The organism is Lysinibacillus sp. BSL11, assembly GCF_052928325.1.
Map to the genome: position 1 here is coordinate 1 of NZ_JAVGCX010000028.1, position 19036 is coordinate 19036.

Below are 19036 nucleotides of genomic sequence, written 5' to 3' on the forward strand. Positions count from 1 at the left end.
ACGCAAGTAAGTAAGATCCCTCAAAGACGATGAGGTAGATAGGTTCGAGGTGGAAGTGTGGTGACACATGGAGCTGACGAATACTAATCGATCGAGGACTTAACCAAAACGTTTGAAACATTCAATGCACCGTTTATCCAGTTTTGAAAGAATAAAATATTAGAATATACTTGTAATTTTTATAAGATATGTTATAATAAGTATTGTCTTTCAAATAGTCTAGTGATGATGGCAAAGAGGTCACACCCGTTCCCATACCGAACACGGAAGTTAAGCTCTTTAGCGCCGATGGTAGTTGGGGGCTTCCCCCTGTGAGAGTAGGACGTCGCTAGGCTATATACCAAAATTATTCCGAAGTAGCTCAGTTGGTAGTAGCACCTGACTGTTAATCAGGTTGTCGCAGGTTCGAGTCCTGCCTTCGGAGCCATTCTTGGAGAGTTGTCCGAGTGGCCGAAGGAGCACGATTGGAAATCGTGTAGGCGGTTAACACTGTCTCAAGGGTTCAAATCCCTTACTCTCCGCCAGCACTTTGATTTGTTCCAAACGATGGCCCCTTGGTCAAGTGGTTAAGACACCGCCCTTTCACGGCGGTAACACGGGTTCGAATCCCGTAGGGGTCACCATTATTTCAATACCCAGATGGAGGATTAGCTCAGCTGGGAGAGCATCTGCCTTACAAGCAGAGGGTCGGCGGTTCGAGCCCGTCATCCTCCACCATTATTTTAACAACACTATAGTATTATCGCGGGGTGGAGCAGTGGTAGCTCGTCGGGCTCATAACCCGAAGGTCGTTGGTTCAAATCCAGCCCCCGCAACCAAATGGTCCCGTGGTGTAGCGGTTAACATGCCTGCCTGTCACGCAGGAGATCGCCGGTTCGATCCCGGTCGGGACCGCCATTTTTTAATATGGGTCAGTAGCTCAGTTGGTAGAGCATTAGATTGAAGCTCTAAGTGTCGGCGGTTCGATTCCGTCCTGACCCATCTTGTTTTTTTGCCGGTTTAGCTCAGCAGGTAGAGCAACTGACTTGTAATCAGTAGGTCGTGGGTTCGATTCCTATAGCCGGCACCAGATTTTCCCGGAGGGGTAGCGAAGTGGCTAAACGCGGCGGACTGTAAATCCGCTCCTTAGGGTTCGGCGGTTCGAATCCGTCCCCCTCCACCAGTTTTATTATTTTAGGGGCATAGTTCAACGGTAGAATAGAGGTCTCCAAAACCTTTGGTGTGGGTTCGATTCCTACTGCCCCTGCCAATTAATTTTATGGCGATTGTGGCGAAGTGGTTAACGCACCGGATTGTGGTTCCGGCATTCGTGGGTTCGATTCCCATCAGTCGCCCCATCTAATATAAAATTAATAAACATCATAATACAATGGCGATTGTGGCGAAGTGGTTAACGCACCGGATTGTGGTTCCGGCATTCGTGGGTTCGATTCCCATCAGTCGCCCCATTGTTGGGGTATAGCCAAGCGGTAAGGCAACGGATTTTGATTCCGTCATGCCTAGGTTCGAATCCTAGTACCCCAGCCATTTTTGCGGAAGTAGTTCAGTGGTAGAACACCACCTTGCCAAGGTGGGGGTCGCGAGTTCGAACCTCGTCTTCCGCTCCATGTATGACTGGCGGCATAGCCAAGTGGTAAGGCACGGGTCTGCAACACCCTTATCACCGGTTCAAATCCGGTTGCCGCCTCCATATTTTAACTGTTAATCGGTTTATCCGATTTTTTTTATCTCCATTATGCCGGTGTGGCGGAATTGGCAGACGCGCACGACTCAAAATCGTGTTCCTTTGGAGTGTCGGTTCGACCCCGACCACCGGTATCATCAGATTAATAAAAATTAAGAAAGCTCATAAACCTTGATATAACAGGGTTTATGAGCTTTTTATATTTCATGAGGGAATGGTATGAATTAACTTTGTTTTACAGAAAGTTGTTATCCAAAAAGTGGTTTATGAAAAGTTGTATAATTAGGGGAATTGCAACAGGTTTAGATAGAGAAGGATTCTTTTTGAAGAAAAGGTCAACGAGAATAAAAAAAGTATAGAAAATTCATTGGAAGAGAATAGTATGAGTTTTAACGTAGAAGTTACTCATGGGTTTGAATCTCCAGAGGAATCATTAGAAACATAATTAAAACAAGAATGTTTATATTAGCATTCTTGTTTTTTTATGTGATAAAACATTGTGTGTCAGAACTTTCGTTATGATAGATTAAGCAGTTATGTTTATGTAAAACAGGTAAATTTGTTTTACAAATTTTACAGGGCTTTGGAGGGTAATAAATATCTTTACAATATTTTTCTATAAAGGTTGTGCCATTTTAGACGCCTGAAAAGAATAGGTTTATCCTATAGATTTTAGGTAAAAGACAAAGACATCTGTTTCAACATCAATAATTTTTTGAACTTTGGTGGAGAGAGAATATTTTCTTTTATACATTGATTTTTAGATTTCTATTTTTAAGATCTTTCATGGACCAATAAAACCCTACGAGTTGCACCTTCTAGTTGATTGAGAGTTAACAGTCAACGTGCAGTTTTTATATATGTGTTGAGTGATGGACTTGATGTGGATGTAATCGATAGCACAAGAGTTGTCATTTTACTCCACTACATTTATACCATCATAAACGTAATGGAGTAAGTAGAAAAAATACGGTTATGTGGAAGAAAGAAGATGATAAGAGTAAAGAGACTGTTAGAGCTTATGACTGTGTATAGTAGTAATCAGGAACAGTATTAAAGGATTGTTCACAATGTAAAAGAGGAGGAAGTGGTAAAAGGGATGCGTGTAAAAAAATCAAAGTATCTTCTTTCCTATAAAGAAGAGGATGAATATCTAATTATTAATATTTATACGAATCAAATTTACGCACTAGATAAATTTAGTTCATTTATTTGGGAAGAGTTTGATAAAACACCAATAGTCTCTGATATTTCCAAATTAATAGCTAAAAGGACAAATGAAGATATTTTAATTATTCAAAAGGATTTAGATGGATTTTTAAATTCGTTGTCAAAAGGAGGTTTAATTAAATTTGTATAATATTTTATATTTATACAAAGAATTAATATTTTTAGATTTCCAAATACGGAGAACAGGTTTTGATGAAGTCTTTAGACGCTATATAAAAAAATATACTATAGAGGGTTCTAAAGAGATTTTTACTGAGGAGAATTCTGAAGAGATTTTGGAGTGGTTTATTCTTTTAGACCAAGTTTGCTGTTGGTATCCTAGGAAAGCAGATTGTATACACAAAACGTTAATTGGTTATAAGATACTTCAATCTAAGTATGGTATACCAGTAAACATGGTAATAGGGATAAAAAAATTTCCCTTAGAGGCACATGCCTGGATTCAATATCAGGGCCACAATCTATTTGAAGAAATGGAAAATCTTGATTCGTTGAAAGTGATTATAGATTCAAACTCGTATATGAAGGGAGTTGAACTTAGGTGAATTGGTATGTGTTTGAATTTATGGATAATTCGGAGGGTGAAGTGGATAAAAATGGACATCTTAAGATCAACAGTAAATCAAAAGTAAATTATTTCAACACATCCTCACAGAACTTTGTTTTGAAAGCAGCATATGCTCAAAATACGACCCCATATGTGTTTTTTGAAAATAATGATGTGTTAATAGTGGGAGACATTGTGATATACAATATTTTGAATCATGGTGTATATGAAAATGTTGATTGGACTGAGCAAGAATTACTCACTAATTTAATTTCCCTTTATAACACATTTGGTTTGGATTTTGTGAAGCGTTTAGATGGCGAGTTTTCATTTGTTCTATTTGATAAAAAGAATTTAACATTAATGGCCTGTAGAGATACCTTGGGGGTAAAAAGGCTCTTTTATTTAAAAACCGATACAAAATTAGTAGTTGCGAGCGATATCTTTCTATTGAAAAGTTATCTAAATACACCTGAGTTGAACGGTGTTTACTTTCAAGAATATCTAAATGCAAAAGGAATTGTTGATTCCTATTTAACGCCATATAAAGAGATCTTGCGTTTACCGAGTGGGAATATGTTTGTTTATGAAAATAAGGAAATTAACCTAATAAACTATGTGAATTATGATGAATTATTTTCTGATAAATGGATGATGAAGGAGACAACTATAAATCGGGAAGCGTTAATTGAAGAATTCGAAAGTATTTTGAACAAAGCAGTTTTGAGGAGAGTACAGAAAAGCGAGCGAAATACGGTGTTATTAAGCGGTGGCTTAGACTCAACTACTATTTTTAATGTGTCAAAACGATTGGGGCATAGATACGGAGAAATTAATTCGGTAAGCGTTGTTTTTGATGAATTAAAGGAATGCGATGAAAGTGCATATATAACGGAATTATTAGAACAATATAATTCTAAAGGTACTTTTCTAAATTATGATTCAGTATTGATGTATGAAGATCTTCGGAATAATATATTACGTTTTGACGAACCGTATGTTACTGCTCCTACATGTGAATTTATTTCTCCCTTAATAGAGTCAAGTGTGAACAATAATACATATAGTATCCTAACAGGTTATGGTGGTGACCAACTTTTAACGAATCCGCCGTATTTATTAAGAGATTACGTTAGAGAAGGAAAAATAAAGGATATGTTCGGCGATTTAACTAAATATTGTATGTATACAAATATGTCTGCTTTTAAAGGATTACGTGAGTACATCATTCAACCACATCCTTTTAGTAGAACAACTAAAAATAAACGGAATCATGCTAGAAATTTATTGCATCAAATGTTAAATGCAAAAGCCAATCATTATATGGATAGGGCGATAGGTGGCTTTTATGGTGCGGATATAAAACATCCTTTTTTAGATAGGGAGTTAATTTCTTTTATGATAAAAATCCCTAGTCATATTCTCTTTGATCCTTTCTACACGAAAAAAATTTTAAGAGACTCTCAGAAAAATAAGTTACCTGACAGTATTCGACTGCGTATAAATAAAACATCACACATTGCTCATACATTAAAGAGTATAAGGAAAAATTGGAATTCAATTTATTCTAATGTAAAGTCACCTTTAGTTGTCTCAAAGTTAGGTCTTTGTTCCGAAGAGTTTTGGGAAGAAAATTTATATAAGTGGAGAAATGGTTTGTTGATAGATGAGGCTTTTTTATTACTGTTCTCCATTGAAGTATGGATTATGCAAGAATTGTAATGAATCAATATTAATAAGGAGGCTGTTAGTGTAGGTGTATTGTGCTATTTCTAAGGGTTGCAGGAGGAAATAATTATGTTAATGACATATAGCAAACCAATGCTTTTAGATAGTGGAAATAGTTCGGAAATCATTAAAGGTCAATGTGGCTGGGGTAAAGAATTGCCATTTTTTGATGAAACAGGTGCTGTAAAAGGTAGTTATAGAAGACGTAAATATAGAACCGAACCATGTTATGGTCCTGGAGTTGTAAATATATGTTACGTTTGTAAGACTGAAACGGTTAGTTGTTCTGCAGAAAAAGATGACTGCTAACTTATAAATAGGTTAATACCAAAACTATTTTATTTATTTCGATGTTAACTGTAATTAATGTTCTACTTTTTTATTACATAAAAGTTGTAACAGGAATGTATAGTCAAGAACAGGTTTTGGTGAAGAGTCAGGTACGATGAATCGTTATGGTTCTATAGCAGAAAATAAATACAAAAACTAAATTTGCCCTATAGTAATAGCACAATACTCCTACAAAATGTGAAATGAACGTTTTCATATTTTTCTAACTGATAAATAAAGTATGACACTAATTTTCGGGATTGTATTTTTGATTTTCTTTTTTTACAATTTGACAAAATTAAGAAACTGCATTGATTTTCAGCGGAGATTTATACAGATTGAGCAAATAGATTTCCTGGAAAAGGGAAGAACATATTTGATTTCGGATGAAAATAACATTTTTGATAACTTATATGTTTTGAATGCTTTTTATCGTAGAATTTCAAAAAAGAGAGAAGTTATTTTGATAAAAGTGTTATTTGAAAACGATAACGAGATAAAAGTCGAACATTTGATGAAATTAAATCAATTGCAAATTGAAGAAATTCCAATATTACTATATATGGGTGAAAAATATTATTGGGAAGATATAATGAATTTTTCTTCATAAGGTAAATCTCTTTGAAACAATATAAAATTTTGTGTGTATTTTACTATTAAAATCCTTGTATATTAAAGGATTTTAATAGTGGCTTGAAAGAAAAGGAGTTGACTGAATATCATTATTGTTTATCTGGTTGTAGCAATTATTTTTCTAAAAAACGGATTCAATAAAGTTTTTAAAATTTATCATTATTATGTGGCGATAAATGAAAAAATAACAATATCTCCGATATTCGTAAGCATTTTAGTGAGTTTAGATGTGCTTGTAGGTATCTCCTTATTAATTCAATTTGTGAATGTTTACATATGTATGACCGCTGTAATGTTGCAATTGTTCAATCTTTTTTTACTGTTTAAACCTTCTAAAGGAGGAAAGACACGTAACTGTGGTTGTTTTGAAAACATACCTATCAATATAAATATAAAAAATTTAGGATACAATTATGTGAAATTCACATTAATTTTCTTAATTTTTTTAGGAGAGATACTATGATTTATATTTTTTGTTATGGTTCTGCTTTAGTATTGATACTTTCTGGGATTTCTAAATTAATCTCACATTCAAATACAAAGCAGTTTTTTTTAAAGTATATTCCTATCAATGATATTTTAATAACATTTTTGGCATTGTTATTCCCATTATTTGAAATTGTAATAGGTGTCAGTTTGTTTATTTATGCTCACCCTATACTTTATATTAGTGCCTTATCTTTAATCTTACTCTTTATCATTATTAATTCGTATGCACTTATTAATAAGATAGAAGAGGACTGTAAATGTTTCGGCAATTTAATTCCAACTAAGACAGGACTGGGTGGGTTAATACAAAGTCTATGCATGTTTTTCAGTATAGTGCCACTACTCTATTTTGATAAAGGTAATATGAATATACTTGACTTTGGCAATATATTTTATCTCGTACCTGTTCTTTTATGGTTCATCACTTTAATAATTATTAGAAGAAACGTAGAGGTGGTGTAACGATGGACATGGAAATCTATTATGCTTTCGTCATCATTTCTTGTGTATTAATGCTTAGCATTTTGATTTCATTAAGAACTAGACGAGTGCTAAATGTAGAAAAATGGGGACCGATGGAAAAAACCGTTTTTCCGTTGATTCCATTGAAGAATAAACAATTTGAATCTGTTAAAGTTCAAGATATTATGAATGAGATTAATGTGCAGACTTTAGTATTTATTGATAGTCAGTGTTCTGCTTGTAAAGCAACATTAAAAAAACTCAATTTTTTAATTCCTGTTAAAAAAGAAAAGTATATTTTTATAGCAACGGATACGATAGAAAATCGGGATAACCTGAGCTATTTAGAGGATGAATATATTTATTTTATAGAAGAAGAAATTCTTTCTAATCAGTTAAAAATAGATGTCTTTCCAATGTATCTAGTTTTGAATACTAATAATTTTGTAGTAGAGAAGAAAGGAATCGCAAGTTTAGAAAATCTTTTGGATGTGAATGACTATGAAGTTGAATGAATTAAAATTCCATGAGAAAGATCGACCTGTTAGAGACTTTTTCTATTCACAGTATTTTTATTTGAAAAATATTTGGAGAGAACAAAAGAGCATATTTCTTTTTTTAACTATTTTAAGCATAATAACTTCTATTATGTTACCTTTAGAAATTTTGCTACAGAAAAGGTTGATAGATCAACTAACGGTGGTGCAGAAAATTCCTAATGAATTGGGGTTTGTGTTAGTTCTCCTTGTAGCAATAACGTTTCTTAGTCTATTTGGACAACTATCTGGAAAAATTCAAGATTATCTATTTCGAAAAATTTCTTTAAGAGTGAATTATTTATTTAAAGCGATGTTAAACAAAAAAGTAACTAGCGTTTCTTTAGAAAACTTTGAGTCTAGCTTTTTTTACAATCAAGTGAATCTGGCAGCCAAAGCATTGGAAGGAAATGGGTTAGGTACAACATATTCTTTTTTGCAGATCATTACAAGTGTATTTTCGTTATTTTCAGTTTTTGCGATTTTAATGGCTATTCATTGGACATTACCTTTAACTGTGCTTTTATCAACAATTCCCGGGGTTGTCATTGTTTTTTTTAGCAAACTTAAAAATTATAAAGTTGAAAAAAACGTTGTATTTAAAGAAAGAGAGCTTTCTTATACAGAATCCCTTTTTTTTGACAAAAGCTATTTAAAGGAAATTAAAGTGTATACATTGAGTGATTATTTACTGGAAAAATGGAAAAAACTTTATTTTTATACGATGAACAAGAGACTTGAAGTGACAAAGTGGGAACTGAAAAATAGTGCAGTGATGATACTATTTGTAGGAGTTATCAATACAGGTGTATCTGTATTCTTTGTTTATCAACTAGTAGAGAACGCTTTAACAATAGGGAGTTATGTGGCGTTAACTGCAGCTATAATTACTTTGCAGGGCATTTTTGCTCAAATTGGTGCACATATAGCTTCTATTTTTGAAGCAGCTATTTATAATAATGCATTAATCAAGTTGTTGAAAATAGAACATTTTGATGACGAAAAGAGAGAAGAAATTAATTCTATTGAAACGATTGATATTAAAAATGGCACTTTCAACTATCCTTATTCTGATATTTCAGTTTTTTCAAAATTGAACTTTTCAATACGAAGAGGAGAAAAAATTTCGATTGTAGGTGGAAACGGTTCAGGGAAAACAACACTCGCCCATTGTTTAGTAGGATTATTCAATTTGACAGAAGGAACGATTTTAGTAAATGGAGAAAATATGACCGACATTGATAAATCTAGTTTACATAAACAAGTTGCTGTTGTTTTTCAAACATTCCCTAAATATATGTATTCCTTAAGAGAAAATATTGGTTTTGGCAATGTAGATGACATGGAGAATGACCAGAAAATATGGGATGTCATAAGAAAAGTAGGATTGGGACATAAATTATCAATCCATAATGTTGACTTAGATACTTATTTATCTAAAGAAATGGATGGCGGAATTGATCTATCTGGGGGAGAATGGCAAAAAATAGCTTTAGGACGAGCGCTAATGAAGGATGTTAGTTTGATTTTGTTGGATGAACCTACAGCGTCATTAGATCCTCATTCAGAATTAAAAACACTTGAATTATTTGATAGCATGACAGATGATAAAACAACGATTACGATTACACATAGAATCGGACCCACGAAATTATCAGATAAGATTATCGTAATGGATAAGGGGAAAATTGAAGAAATTGGTACTTTTGATGAATTAATAAATAATAAAGGATTATTTTATCGTATGCATCAAGCCCAATCCAAATGGTATGAGCGAAAGGAGCATTTTCATGAAACCGTTGAAACTACATGAGACACAAAATATGAAAGAAACCCCATTAGTAGTGATGAAAAATGTGTCAAAGGAATTTCAGTCAAAGGATTTTATGGTACAAGCACTAGATACAATCAATTGTGAAATTTACCAAAACGAAATCGTAGCAATAATGGGTACGAGTGGTTCAGGGAAAAGTACTTTACTTAATATTTTAGCTGCTTTAGACAAACCTACACATGGGGAATTAATGTTTCAAGGTGTACCGATGATTGAGCAATTTCAAGAACCGATAGCATCGGAATTTAGAAAACGAAATATAGGTTTTATATTTCAAAATTTTAACTTATTAGATGAATTGACGGTATCAGATAATGTGGCTCTGCCTTTAATTTTGCTAGATGAGGACTCTAAAAAAATTGCGCAAAAGGTGAAAGATGTTTTAACAAAAATGTCAATTAGTGATTTAGCTGTGAAGAAACCACATGAATTATCTGGTGGGCAAAAACAAAGAGTGGCTATAGCACGAGCGATTATTGCCAATCCGCTATTATTACTGGCAGATGAGCCAACAGGGGCCTTAGATGTGAATACAACTAATGATATTTTAACAACACTTGTTCAATTGAAAAATCTAACAAATCAAACAATTATATTGGTAACACATGATCCACATGTATCGACTTATGCTGATCGTGTACTATTCTTTCATAAAGGGAAATTAGTAGATAGTTATATCAATCAAGTAAATAGCGATAATTTATCGATGATTTTTGACAAATTTAAAAACATACAGAGGAGTTATCTCAATGTATGATTTAAAGAATATTGCTTGGAAACTTTGTAGAGCTGCTAAAATACAAGTAATCATTGCCATACAAGTTGTAGCACTCGCTGTTTGTTTAATTGCAACAATGTTGATCTATGTTGAAAATGCACGAACAGAAATGGAAGACAATATTCGTAACTTGTATGGGGATGTGGATATTTCTGCTGGTTATAACCTTTCATCTAGTCAAGAGTCTAGTCAATGGATTACGAAAGAAAGTTTTAATCAGATTAAAACTTTAGAAGAAGTCGAGCTTGTGGAACCGATTTTACTACAATTTACATCTATTGATAAGATTGAAGGAGCCTATACATTAGGTGTTACAAATGGGCATTTAACAAAAGGATTTTACCATTTGAATGACATACCGAAAGATAATGAAGTTATTATTTCACATTCGTTATCAAAAACATTAAATAAGTCTGTTACAGATTCAATTATGGTAAATGGTAAGCCGTTTCTTATAAAAGGAGTGCTATCTCCTAATGAATATGGAGAAGATGCGCCTATTCTCTATATGGACATTGATTCTTTGAAAATTGTAAGTAGTATTCCATCGGATGTAAAAGGCTTGTTTGTCATGATTAAAACAACGGATGTGTGGCAGACAGCTACTGTATTACATCAATTTTTCCCAAATATACGTGTAGATATAACGAAAGAAACGGACTGGGTACAAGCAAATTTAAATTCCTTACTCGTTTTCATCATGATGTTAGTGTTTAGTATTATCATTATTAGTGGTCTATTATTGAAGTCCACTTTTTCATTATTATTTAGTCGTTTACAAGCCCAATTTTTCGTTTTAAGAACAATGGGAGCAACGACAGGGCAACTAAAAAAGATTGTCAACTATCAATCGACTATCATATTACTAATAGGTGTGGGGACAGGCACAATCAGTAGCCTTTTGTTGCTAAAATTCGTTGTCCCATCTTTGGTTGAGATGGTTGGCTTACCACAAGCCCATTTTAACATTCCTGTTGTCTATTTTTCAGCAATTTTACTTGCTATTTATTTCTTACTCTACATGTTTGTGTTTGCTCAAGTAGCGAGGGTAACTAAAATATTACCTTTAGCAATGAAAAGAAATTATGAGTTTAAATCATATCATTGGACGAAATGGAAGACCGTACTTACTTTTATAGTAGGTGTGATGTCATTACTTATTCTTGCACAAGGTATTTTGCAAAATGATGCAATTCAATCAATTATTCTCATTTTTACTGGAAGTGTATGTATCATAGGTTGTCTATTCTTTTTATTCCCATATATGATGGTATACACATTGAAAAAATATTCTTCCTGGATTCATCGCTATTTAGGAAACAAAGCGCACTATGTAAAAATTCAATTCATCCCTAATTTAAGTAACTATGTTCCTGTTGTTTGTATATTAGCGATTTTGATTATGATTATTACGTTTAATGGTACATTTTTGAAATCTATTGTACAATCCGAGGAAACAACGATTGAAAAAACCTATCCGTATGAAGTAGCGATTGATAATCCTTATTTTGAAAATATTTCTTATAATGATATAGAGTTATTGCGAAAAAAAATTTCAATAAAAGAAATACAATTAGATAGTAAGGGTAGTTCTTTTCTCACTAATAATGGTGTTAATCTGAATTATTTTGCCAAAGATTTTGGTGGAGCAGATAGAGTTGAAATTACAGATGATGTAGCTGATAAGTATGATTTAAAAATAGGCGATGTTTTAGAAGGTGATTACTTAGATAGACGGTCAAATGAAAAAGTCATTCGTTTAAGAATTACTGGAATTGTTCCAACAGAAAACAAATATAAACAACTTTTTGTTGATTGGAATTCCCCTTTGATTAAAGATGTTGTAACAATTGATAAAATCCATTTAACTTTAGGTAATGGCACAACATTAGACGATCTCCAACAGACGATTCATGATTGGCCAACGTTAAAAATTGTGGAGCGAGCTGTTCTTTTAGAGCAAGCCTCGGAATGGTTTTATCAACGATGGGCAATGTTCATGCTCGTTTTGACTGCTTTAGTAGTAGCGAGTTGTACTGGTCTAGTGCAAACGATTTTTCATATAATCTTTAAAAGAAGAGACCAATACAATACACAACGTTTAATCGGGCTTGCCCCAAAAGAATTAAAACAGGTTATTTGGTCTGAAGTTCTCTTTATTGTCACTATCGGTTTACTACTTGGATTAACAAGTGGCATGTTTTTAACAAAGTTAATCATGCAAATTGACGCAGATGGGCCAATAGAATGGGATTTCTTATTTATATTTAGTTCAAGTATAGGTACAGCGATGATTATTTTAGTATGTTGTCGACTATATATTGCTCGATTTGTAAAACGGAGTGTTATTTAGAAATGTTCGTGTCAGATAACAGAATAATGTATATCTTAGTACATTCAGATTACACGCTTATGCAAGAGCTTTTAAAAAATATGATCACTATGTATAAACCGTCTTGGGTAGTTGATACCATTAACTTGTTGAGTGAGGTTGTCATAAGGATAAATGCCAATAAAAAATATGATGTTGTGTTAATTGACACATCTTATAAGCATTTTGTTCACTATATACCATATTTAAAAAACCTCGAAACAATGAAATGCCAAATTGTATTTATGACAGATGAAAATATTGGAGAGATTCATTACTACACAAATAATATCTTGAATTGTAAGGTAATAAATAAAAATATGACGATAGAACAACTAGTTCATATCATTGAAGGAGACTCAATAGAAATAGTTGATACAAGACGATTGGGCGGATTGAATATGTTAGAAATGAATGTGCTCATGGAATTGGCAAAGGGTCACTCCATTGACTTTCTTTGTAACTCTCAAAAATTTACAAATACAGAGATAGAGCAATCGATTAGGCATATTAATGCATATTTTGGAACATCTCATTATTTAGAAGCAGTTTATAAAGCATATACAGAAAAACTTATTTAAGGGAACGTTAAGTGGCACTTTACGCTTACGTTCTTTTTTTGAACGTTTATGTAAAAGAGAAGATTGAAAATAGGCGATTATCTTTAAAAATATCCTTTTTAGGATATTTTTAACTATTTTGATGTTACATGTTTTATACTAGTGATCAAGGAGGTGATGAGATGGAATTTACTGCAAAAGAGGAAATGCTAGTAGATTTTTTTGAACATAGAAAACCGTTAACACAGTTAGATAAAATTAAATTAGTGTATGGATTTCGTGTTGTTACAAGCGAGTTAAAAAAATTTTTGATTATTTACGGTATAGCTATAGCGTTCGGTTTATTTTGGAGAATGTTACTGGTTCAAATTGGATTTCTATTGGTGCGTCAAGTAGCATATGGTGCGCATTGTTCATCATTTAAAACGTGTCTTATTGTTAGTTGTATTTCATTTCCGTTCATCACATGGCTAGCTGTAGCATTGCCTATCACTTCACTCGTTGTTTGGGGGGCGTTTTTGCTAGGAGCTGTCATCTTGTTGTTTATTGGTCCAGTGAGTTCTAAAAAAACAAAAGTACAGGGTGAAGCTCATCGAACATTTTTGTTTAAAAAACTGTATAGCAGACTTATTGTGTTGGGGGGACTACTCGTTATTTTTCCAACATCCATAAGTGTATTTTTCGTAGCAGGATTTTTGAAGGGGATTGTTTTAGTGGTTATTGCAAAAATAGGAGGATCTCATTAATGAAATTTATTATCGACAATATTATTGATTATTTATATAATTTATTCGTTAAATTGGCTGACTTTAGCTCTGTTTATATGTGTTGGGGAGCTTTAGGAGAAGAGGAGTTGCCACAAGAATTAAATTTCAATAAATTTGAAAAAAATACATAAATATTCTAAGATAGATATTGATTATATGTTATTTTGGAAGGATCATGTTATTCGTATGTGGAGTATATCCTATTTAACTTTGATTATTTATCAATTTTTGATATTAAGTATTTTACCGTTATATTTTAGCAAAATTGCAATAACAAAAAAAATGATGTTGAAGATTTCTTTATTAATAGTTTCGCCATCAGTAGTGTTGTTTGCTTTTATAGGTGTCTATGCTATGGCGTACATCCTATTAGTGGAAAGTTTCTTCGTCTACCAGCAAACAAAGCGTTGGCGGAATGTGGCCCATGTGCTGTTTACGATTGTTTTAGTTGTTTTGGCAGATCATATTTCTTCGCTTGTCGTGTATCATTTATCGAATGGCATGGATGCTATTATCACTTCTCCATTGGTACAACTCATTTTTTCGATGAGTATCCTATTTATATTGGTGCTTGTCTACATAAAGTTATTCGATTATTTTGTTAGATGGTATGTGTTTGAGCAATACATTATACCTGCAATGATTCCCTTGATGCTTATGACGATTGTCTTTATGTATACTGATATTGTGTTGATGGATGGTACATCGTTTATCAAAAGTGTCCAACATAATTTGTTCTTTTTTGTGATTTATTTGATGATCTTTATCATTATTATTGGTTTCTTTGTTTACTTAGCTATTAAGAACATACATATTAAACAAAAGGAAATGGAATTAGAAGAATTTAATTCATATGTGTCTTCGCTTGAAGAAATTAATAGAGATATGCGTCAATTTAAACATGATTATATGAATATTTTAACATCAATGCGTCATTTTATAGATTCTAAAAGTTACTCAGAACTAGAAACCTATTTTTATCGACATATTTTACAAACTGAAAAGAAAGAGCAAGCGCATGAAATATCCTTTTCGATGCTTAACTGTTTAAATATAGCTAGTTTAAAAGGACTTTTAACAACAAAACTTATTCAAGCGCAAACGTTTCACGTTCCAATGTACATTGAGATTGTTGAAAAAATCGATAGAATAGCATTGGATGAGATTCAATTAAATCGTATGTGCGGCATACTATTGGACAATGCGCTTGAAGCCAGTAAGCATGCTACAGAGCCTTGGATTCGATTAGCATTTATTCGAATGGAAAAAGCTGTGTTAATTGCATGTATGAATACATTTTCATCCAATAAAAGTCATGAGTTAAAAGTGCATGAAATTTTCAAAGAAGGCTTCTCGACAAAAGGAGAGGAGCGAGGCTTGGGCTTATCTATATTACGTCAAATGGTAGATGCATCTCCAAAACTTCGTTTAAATACAAAAATAAATGGCAATTTATTTATACAAGAGTTGTTTATTGAGGAGGAGGGGGTGTAAATATGAAAGTGATTATTTGTGAAGATAATGTTGTACAATTAGAGCATATCAAAAAAACCATTAAAAACTATGCTATGATGGAAGGGAACGGGATTGAAATTGTACTTACAACTACAAACCCTAATGAGGTCATTACATATGAAAAAGCAGATTGTTATTTTTTGGATATTGATTTGAACCATGAGGTGACAGGGCTTATGTTAGGGGATATGATTCGCCAACGTGACCCATTGTGCAGTATTATATTTGTCACAACCCATGCAGAAATGACCTATTTAACGTTTATGTATAAAATTGCTGCGTTAGATTTTATTATTAAGGATCACACAGGTATGTTACAGCAAAAAATATTAGCAACACTAAAAGTTGCATATGAAAAGTATATACAAATTGGCCAACAACAATCACCTTCACAGATTCAAATAAGAGCAAATGGTTATACAAGGAATATTGCTATTCAGGATATATACTTTTTTGCGGCATCCCCAAAATTACATAAAATTATATTACATTTAGAAAATGAGCATATTGAGTTTTATGGTCGCTTAAAGGATTTTAAGGAAGCACATACATCGATGTATCAATGTCATAAGGCTTTTATTGTGAATAAACAAAACATTGAATTTGTAGATCATAAGGAACGAGTTGTATATTTCAAAAATGGTGAAACTTGCTTTGCCTCTGCACGACTTATAAAGGGGTTAAAATAGTTAGACATCCACCTAGTAAAAAAACTTATGCTTACTTTTTCATCGATATAACAAGGATTGTGAGTTTATTTTGTATGACTGAACTCGCAATCCTTTTGCTTTAGACGTTCCTTATAAATGTGTGAAACAACCTTTGTTAAATGTGCTATATACTCTGTTGCTTCAATCTATACTACTACGGATAAGAAATGTTTAAAGATACTATTCTAATCACCATTAAACACTGTATTATAATAATGAAATAGTTCTATTATTCTTCCCATATCCAAATTGGCTGCTGAAGAACGATGGAAGTAAAATGAGGGTTGATTCTTTTAAAATTCACTGTCATCTCGTTGCTAAGAACAATCACTGTTAACTCCTCGTCATTGAGCCGTGCTATGACGGAAACGACTTAGATAGGAGATGACTTATTTGAATAGACCCTCCATTCGGAAAGTCCGGAAAGTATTGTGAAATTGGATTATCTAGGTTTAAAAGTCCTTTTTCTTCTAGTTGCATGATCGCTACAGCAGTGAATGTTTCTGAGTGTGGTTGGGCTATTAGGTAAATCACAGTGTCTGCCAAACCGTAACCTTTTGTAAATAAAATTTTACCTTTCTTTGCAATAAGAACGATACTTTGAAATTTTTTATTTTTTAAGTATTGATCGATTTTTTCAGCCATACTTCCAGATAGATTACTATGATTATTACGTCCTAAATAATAGTAAAACTACTATAGACACTATGACAATAACAAGGGTAGAATTAAAGAAATTCTTAAAAATTTTTTCATGTATATACCTCTCGAATTATGTAATCTGTTAAACAAACCTTACTATAAGTATTACAAAATATATAATTGTTATAAAAAATACCAATTCATTTATAGTAGGAGAAATTTTGTTAGCAAAAAAGATTTTAGCAAGTAAAGATAAATAAGATTCAAAAAAGAAGCCACTCTATGGGATAAAAATGCCTTTATAGAGCGGCTTTTTATAGGATCTCTACATTTTAACGATTAGTTCATGCTCTGTTCATTTAACAATTCTAAGCTAGGAGTAATCAAAGAAATGGAGGGGTTAGTGATGAATCTTGCCTGGAAAGAAATGAAGAAGAATAAAGTACGGTTTTTAATCTTGGGCTCCATTATCTTCCTAGTTAGTTTTTTAACGTTTATTATCTCGGGTTTAGCAAATGGTCTGTCACAGGATAATGCAGCTTTAATTAAGGATTTACCGAAGGGACAATTTTATATGGCTGAGGATGCAGATGGCACGTTTAATCTTTCAAGAATCGATAGCCACCTGCAGCAGAAAGTCATAAGTAAAGAAAAAGAGACAGTAGCTTTTTCAATCCAGATGGGCTTTTTAAATGATCAGGATGATAAACAACAAAGTGTAGCCTTTGTGACATCAACGGAATCTTCACTTTTTAGCAATGTGCATCAAGACGAGGTGCTTTTGGATAGCTCACTACAAGATAAAGGAATACAAGTTGGAGATATATTAACGAATAATCAATACAGTGGAAAGTTCATTGTAAAAGGTTTTGTAGAGCAAAAAAAATATAGCCATGCTCCCGTTGCTTATATTAGTGAAGAGGCCTACCAGGAGATGTATCGAGTAGCTGATAAACAGTTGATTTTTGTACCAAATAGTGAGCCAAATGATATTAAGGGATTGCAAGCATATAGCAATAAAGAGTTTCTCAAAACTATCCCCAGTTATAATGCGGAACAATTATCTTTAAATATGATTATATGGTTCTTAGTTGTCATTAGTGGGATGTTGTTTGCTATTTTCTTCTACATGATGAATGTACAAAAAATTGGCTTGTATGGCATTTTAAAAGCGATCGGATTAAAAACAAGTAAGCTATTTAAAATGATCTGGACACAGATGGCTATCATTACAATCTTTTCACTTGTGGTATCTGTCAGCCTTAGCCAGTTATTTAATATAGTTGCTCCTAAGGGGATGCCATTTACTTTAACAATAGGGACTACAACACAGTTATCCTTTGTATTCCTCCTCATAGGCTTTATCGGTGCAACCTTGTCAGGAATGCAAATTAAAAAAATTGAACCGTTACAAGCAATTCAGCAAGGGGAGGCTTAATCATGACGTTATTTACAATTGATGAAGTACGAAAAACGTTTAAGAATGGTGAAGTGGAGGAAGAGATCTTAAAGGGCATTAATTTTTCTTTAAAAGAAGGAGAGATTACAGCATTGGTAGGTGCTTCGGGCTCTGGGAAAAGTACATTATTAACGATTGCTGCTGGACTACAACCAGCAACAGATGGGCAAGTGCTATTTGAAGAGCAGAATCTTACGACGATGAAAACTGAACAGGTACGAAAATTACGTGCAACTAAATTCGGCTTTGTTTTTCAATTTGCTCATCTTGTTCCATTTTTGACAGTAGAGGAACAATTGCTATTAATGCTAGATGTGGCTGAATCTCCATTAAAAAAGAATGAACAGAAATATGAAGTCAATCGGCTATTGAAGTTAGTCGGAATGGAACATCGTAAAACTGCCTACCCTTCCTCCTTGTCAGGGGGAGAGAAGCAGCGTGTAGCAATTGCACGTGCTATTATTCATCAACCGAAAGTATTATTTGCTGATGAACCAACGGCTAGTTTAGATTCCCAGCGCTCCCAGGAAATCATGTTGCTACTAAAAGAATTAACTAAAACATTAAATATTACAACATTAATGGTGACGCACGATGAGGAAATGCTTACTTACACAGACCGTATTATTAGAATAAGCGACGGTGTCGTGTTAACAAATACTATGTACTAATAGGAATGACCACAATCATATAATTTATGGTTGTGGTATTTTTGTTTGAAGAGTAAGAAATGGTTTGGAGGGGTAAAGGATCGAGGAAGG

19 protein-coding genes, 16 tRNA genes and 2 rRNA genes are annotated in these 19036 nt (G+C 33.1%); 36 read left to right on the top strand and 1 reads right to left on the bottom strand.

Annotated features, from left to right (window positions below; genetic code table 11):
- From RCJ95_RS22930 to RCJ95_RS23095, 34 genes are all read left to right on the top strand, one after another.
- Window positions 1-107 (top strand): 23S ribosomal RNA (locus RCJ95_RS22930); the annotation flags it as partial.
- 111 nt (window positions 108-218) lie between these two features.
- Window positions 219-334 (top strand): 5S ribosomal RNA (rrf, locus tag RCJ95_RS22935).
- A 16-nt stretch (window positions 335-350) separates the two neighbouring features.
- Window positions 351-427: transfer RNA gene (locus RCJ95_RS22940), tRNA-Asn, on the top strand.
- Window positions 428-432: 5 nt separating this feature from the next.
- Window positions 433-524 (top strand) — tRNA-Ser (locus tag RCJ95_RS22945).
- Window positions 525-548: 24 nt separating this feature from the next.
- Window positions 549-623: transfer RNA gene (locus tag RCJ95_RS22950), tRNA-Glu, on the top strand.
- Window positions 624-641: 18 nt separating this feature from the next.
- A tRNA-Val gene (locus RCJ95_RS22955) sits at window positions 642-717 on the top strand.
- A gap of 26 nt (window positions 718-743) precedes the next feature.
- Window positions 744-818 (top strand) — tRNA-Met (locus tag RCJ95_RS22960).
- 3 nt (window positions 819-821) lie between these two features.
- A tRNA-Asp gene (locus RCJ95_RS22965) sits at window positions 822-897 on the top strand.
- 11 nt (window positions 898-908) lie between these two features.
- A tRNA-Phe gene (locus tag RCJ95_RS22970) sits at window positions 909-981 on the top strand.
- A 12-nt stretch (window positions 982-993) separates the two neighbouring features.
- Window positions 994-1069 (top strand) — tRNA-Thr (locus RCJ95_RS22975).
- Window positions 1070-1078: 9 nt separating this feature from the next.
- A tRNA-Tyr gene (locus tag RCJ95_RS22980) sits at window positions 1079-1162 on the top strand.
- Window positions 1163-1175: 13 nt separating this feature from the next.
- Window positions 1176-1249 (top strand) — tRNA-Trp (locus RCJ95_RS22985).
- A 12-nt stretch (window positions 1250-1261) separates the two neighbouring features.
- Window positions 1262-1337 (top strand) — tRNA-His (locus RCJ95_RS22990).
- A gap of 35 nt (window positions 1338-1372) precedes the next feature.
- Window positions 1373-1448 (top strand) — tRNA-His (locus RCJ95_RS22995).
- A gap of 4 nt (window positions 1449-1452) precedes the next feature.
- Window positions 1453-1527 (top strand) — tRNA-Gln (locus RCJ95_RS23000).
- Between the two features lie 5 nt (window positions 1528-1532).
- Window positions 1533-1607 (top strand) — tRNA-Gly (locus RCJ95_RS23005).
- 9 nt (window positions 1608-1616) lie between these two features.
- Window positions 1617-1690, top strand: a tRNA-Cys gene (locus tag RCJ95_RS23010).
- A 47-nt stretch (window positions 1691-1737) separates the two neighbouring features.
- Window positions 1738-1818 (top strand) — tRNA-Leu (locus RCJ95_RS23015).
- 965 nt (window positions 1819-2783) lie between these two features.
- Complete coding sequence (locus tag RCJ95_RS23020; protein ID WP_131521047.1) at window positions 2784-3044, top strand: PqqD family protein; 261 nt, start codon at window positions 2784-2786, stop codon at window positions 3042-3044.
- Window positions 3037-3459 (top strand): lasso peptide biosynthesis B2 protein, encoded by a 423-nt coding sequence (locus tag RCJ95_RS23025; RefSeq protein WP_369578321.1) that lies wholly within the window; start codon window positions 3037-3039, stop codon window positions 3457-3459. Before RCJ95_RS23020 ends, RCJ95_RS23025 begins: the two co-directional genes overlap by 8 nt.
- On the top strand, window positions 3456-5183 hold the full coding sequence (locus RCJ95_RS23030; RefSeq protein ID WP_446722810.1) for an asparagine synthase-related protein: 1728 nt from the start codon (window positions 3456-3458) through the stop codon (window positions 5181-5183). Before RCJ95_RS23025 ends, RCJ95_RS23030 begins: the two co-directional genes overlap by 4 nt.
- Before the next feature lie 75 nt (window positions 5184-5258).
- On the top strand, window positions 5259-5498 hold the full coding sequence (locus tag RCJ95_RS23035; protein ID WP_131521049.1) for a hypothetical protein: 240 nt from the start codon (window positions 5259-5261) through the stop codon (window positions 5496-5498).
- A gap of 397 nt (window positions 5499-5895) precedes the next feature.
- Window positions 5896-6129, top strand: a complete 234-nt coding sequence (locus tag RCJ95_RS23040; RefSeq protein WP_369578323.1) for a hypothetical protein — start codon at window positions 5896-5898, stop codon at window positions 6127-6129.
- A gap of 123 nt (window positions 6130-6252) precedes the next feature.
- Window positions 6253-6615 (top strand): hypothetical protein, encoded by a 363-nt coding sequence (locus RCJ95_RS23045; protein WP_432766054.1) that lies wholly within the window; start codon window positions 6253-6255, stop codon window positions 6613-6615.
- Window positions 6612-7103 (top strand): MauE/DoxX family redox-associated membrane protein, encoded by a 492-nt coding sequence (locus RCJ95_RS23050; protein WP_131521051.1) that lies wholly within the window; start codon window positions 6612-6614, stop codon window positions 7101-7103. Before RCJ95_RS23045 ends, RCJ95_RS23050 begins: the two co-directional genes overlap by 4 nt.
- Window positions 7104-7105: 2 nt before the next feature.
- Window positions 7106-7618 carry a hypothetical protein gene (locus RCJ95_RS23055; RefSeq protein WP_369578324.1) on the top strand — a complete coding sequence of 171 codons (513 nt, stop codon included), beginning with the start codon at window positions 7106-7108 and terminating at the stop codon, window positions 7616-7618.
- A complete protein-coding gene (locus RCJ95_RS23060; protein ID WP_446722811.1) occupies window positions 7605-9452 on the top strand; it encodes an ABC transporter ATP-binding protein in 1848 nt (615 codons plus the stop codon). Before RCJ95_RS23055 ends, RCJ95_RS23060 begins: the two co-directional genes overlap by 14 nt.
- Window positions 9430-10230, top strand: coding sequence for an ABC transporter ATP-binding protein (locus tag RCJ95_RS23065; RefSeq protein WP_375543423.1), 801 nt, complete (start codon window positions 9430-9432; stop codon window positions 10228-10230). The genes RCJ95_RS23060 and RCJ95_RS23065 overlap by 23 nt, the downstream gene beginning before the upstream one ends.
- Entirely contained in the window at window positions 10223-12604 is a 2382-nt protein-coding gene (locus RCJ95_RS23070) for an ABC transporter permease (protein WP_446722812.1), read from the top strand. Before RCJ95_RS23065 ends, RCJ95_RS23070 begins: the two co-directional genes overlap by 8 nt.
- Before the next feature lie 59 nt (window positions 12605-12663).
- A complete protein-coding gene (locus RCJ95_RS23075; RefSeq protein ID WP_369578327.1) occupies window positions 12664-13203 on the top strand; it encodes a hypothetical protein in 540 nt (179 codons plus the stop codon).
- Window positions 13204-13364: 161 nt separating this feature from the next.
- Entirely contained in the window at window positions 13365-13928 is a 564-nt protein-coding gene (locus RCJ95_RS23080) for an accessory gene regulator B family protein (RefSeq protein WP_369578328.1), read from the top strand.
- Window positions 13928-14080 carry a cyclic lactone autoinducer peptide gene (locus RCJ95_RS23085; protein ID WP_131521057.1) on the top strand — a complete coding sequence of 51 codons (153 nt, stop codon included), beginning with the start codon at window positions 13928-13930 and terminating at the stop codon, window positions 14078-14080. The genes RCJ95_RS23080 and RCJ95_RS23085 overlap by 1 nt, the downstream gene beginning before the upstream one ends.
- A gap of 223 nt (window positions 14081-14303) precedes the next feature.
- Window positions 14304-15443, top strand: coding sequence for a sensor histidine kinase (locus tag RCJ95_RS23090; RefSeq protein WP_369578329.1), 1140 nt, complete (start codon window positions 14304-14306; stop codon window positions 15441-15443).
- A 2-nt stretch (window positions 15444-15445) separates the two neighbouring features.
- Complete coding sequence (locus RCJ95_RS23095) at window positions 15446-16153, top strand: LytR/AlgR family response regulator transcription factor (protein ID WP_349726416.1); 708 nt, start codon at window positions 15446-15448, stop codon at window positions 16151-16153.
- Between the two features lie 378 nt (window positions 16154-16531).
- On the opposite strand, the gene RCJ95_RS23100 is transcribed toward RCJ95_RS23095, so the two are convergent.
- Window positions 16532-16819 (bottom strand): serine hydrolase, encoded by a 288-nt coding sequence (locus RCJ95_RS23100; protein WP_446722813.1) that lies wholly within the window; start codon window positions 16817-16819, stop codon window positions 16532-16534.
- A gap of 403 nt (window positions 16820-17222) precedes the next feature.
- On the opposite strand from RCJ95_RS23100, the gene RCJ95_RS23105 reads away from it, so the two are divergent.
- Entirely contained in the window at window positions 17223-18254 is a 1032-nt protein-coding gene (locus tag RCJ95_RS23105; protein WP_446722814.1) for an ABC transporter permease, read from the top strand.
- A 2-nt stretch (window positions 18255-18256) separates the two neighbouring features.
- A complete protein-coding gene (locus tag RCJ95_RS23110) occupies window positions 18257-18946 on the top strand; it encodes an ABC transporter ATP-binding protein (protein WP_446722815.1) in 690 nt (229 codons plus the stop codon).
- The last annotated feature ends 90 nt before the right edge of the window (window positions 18947-19036 follow it).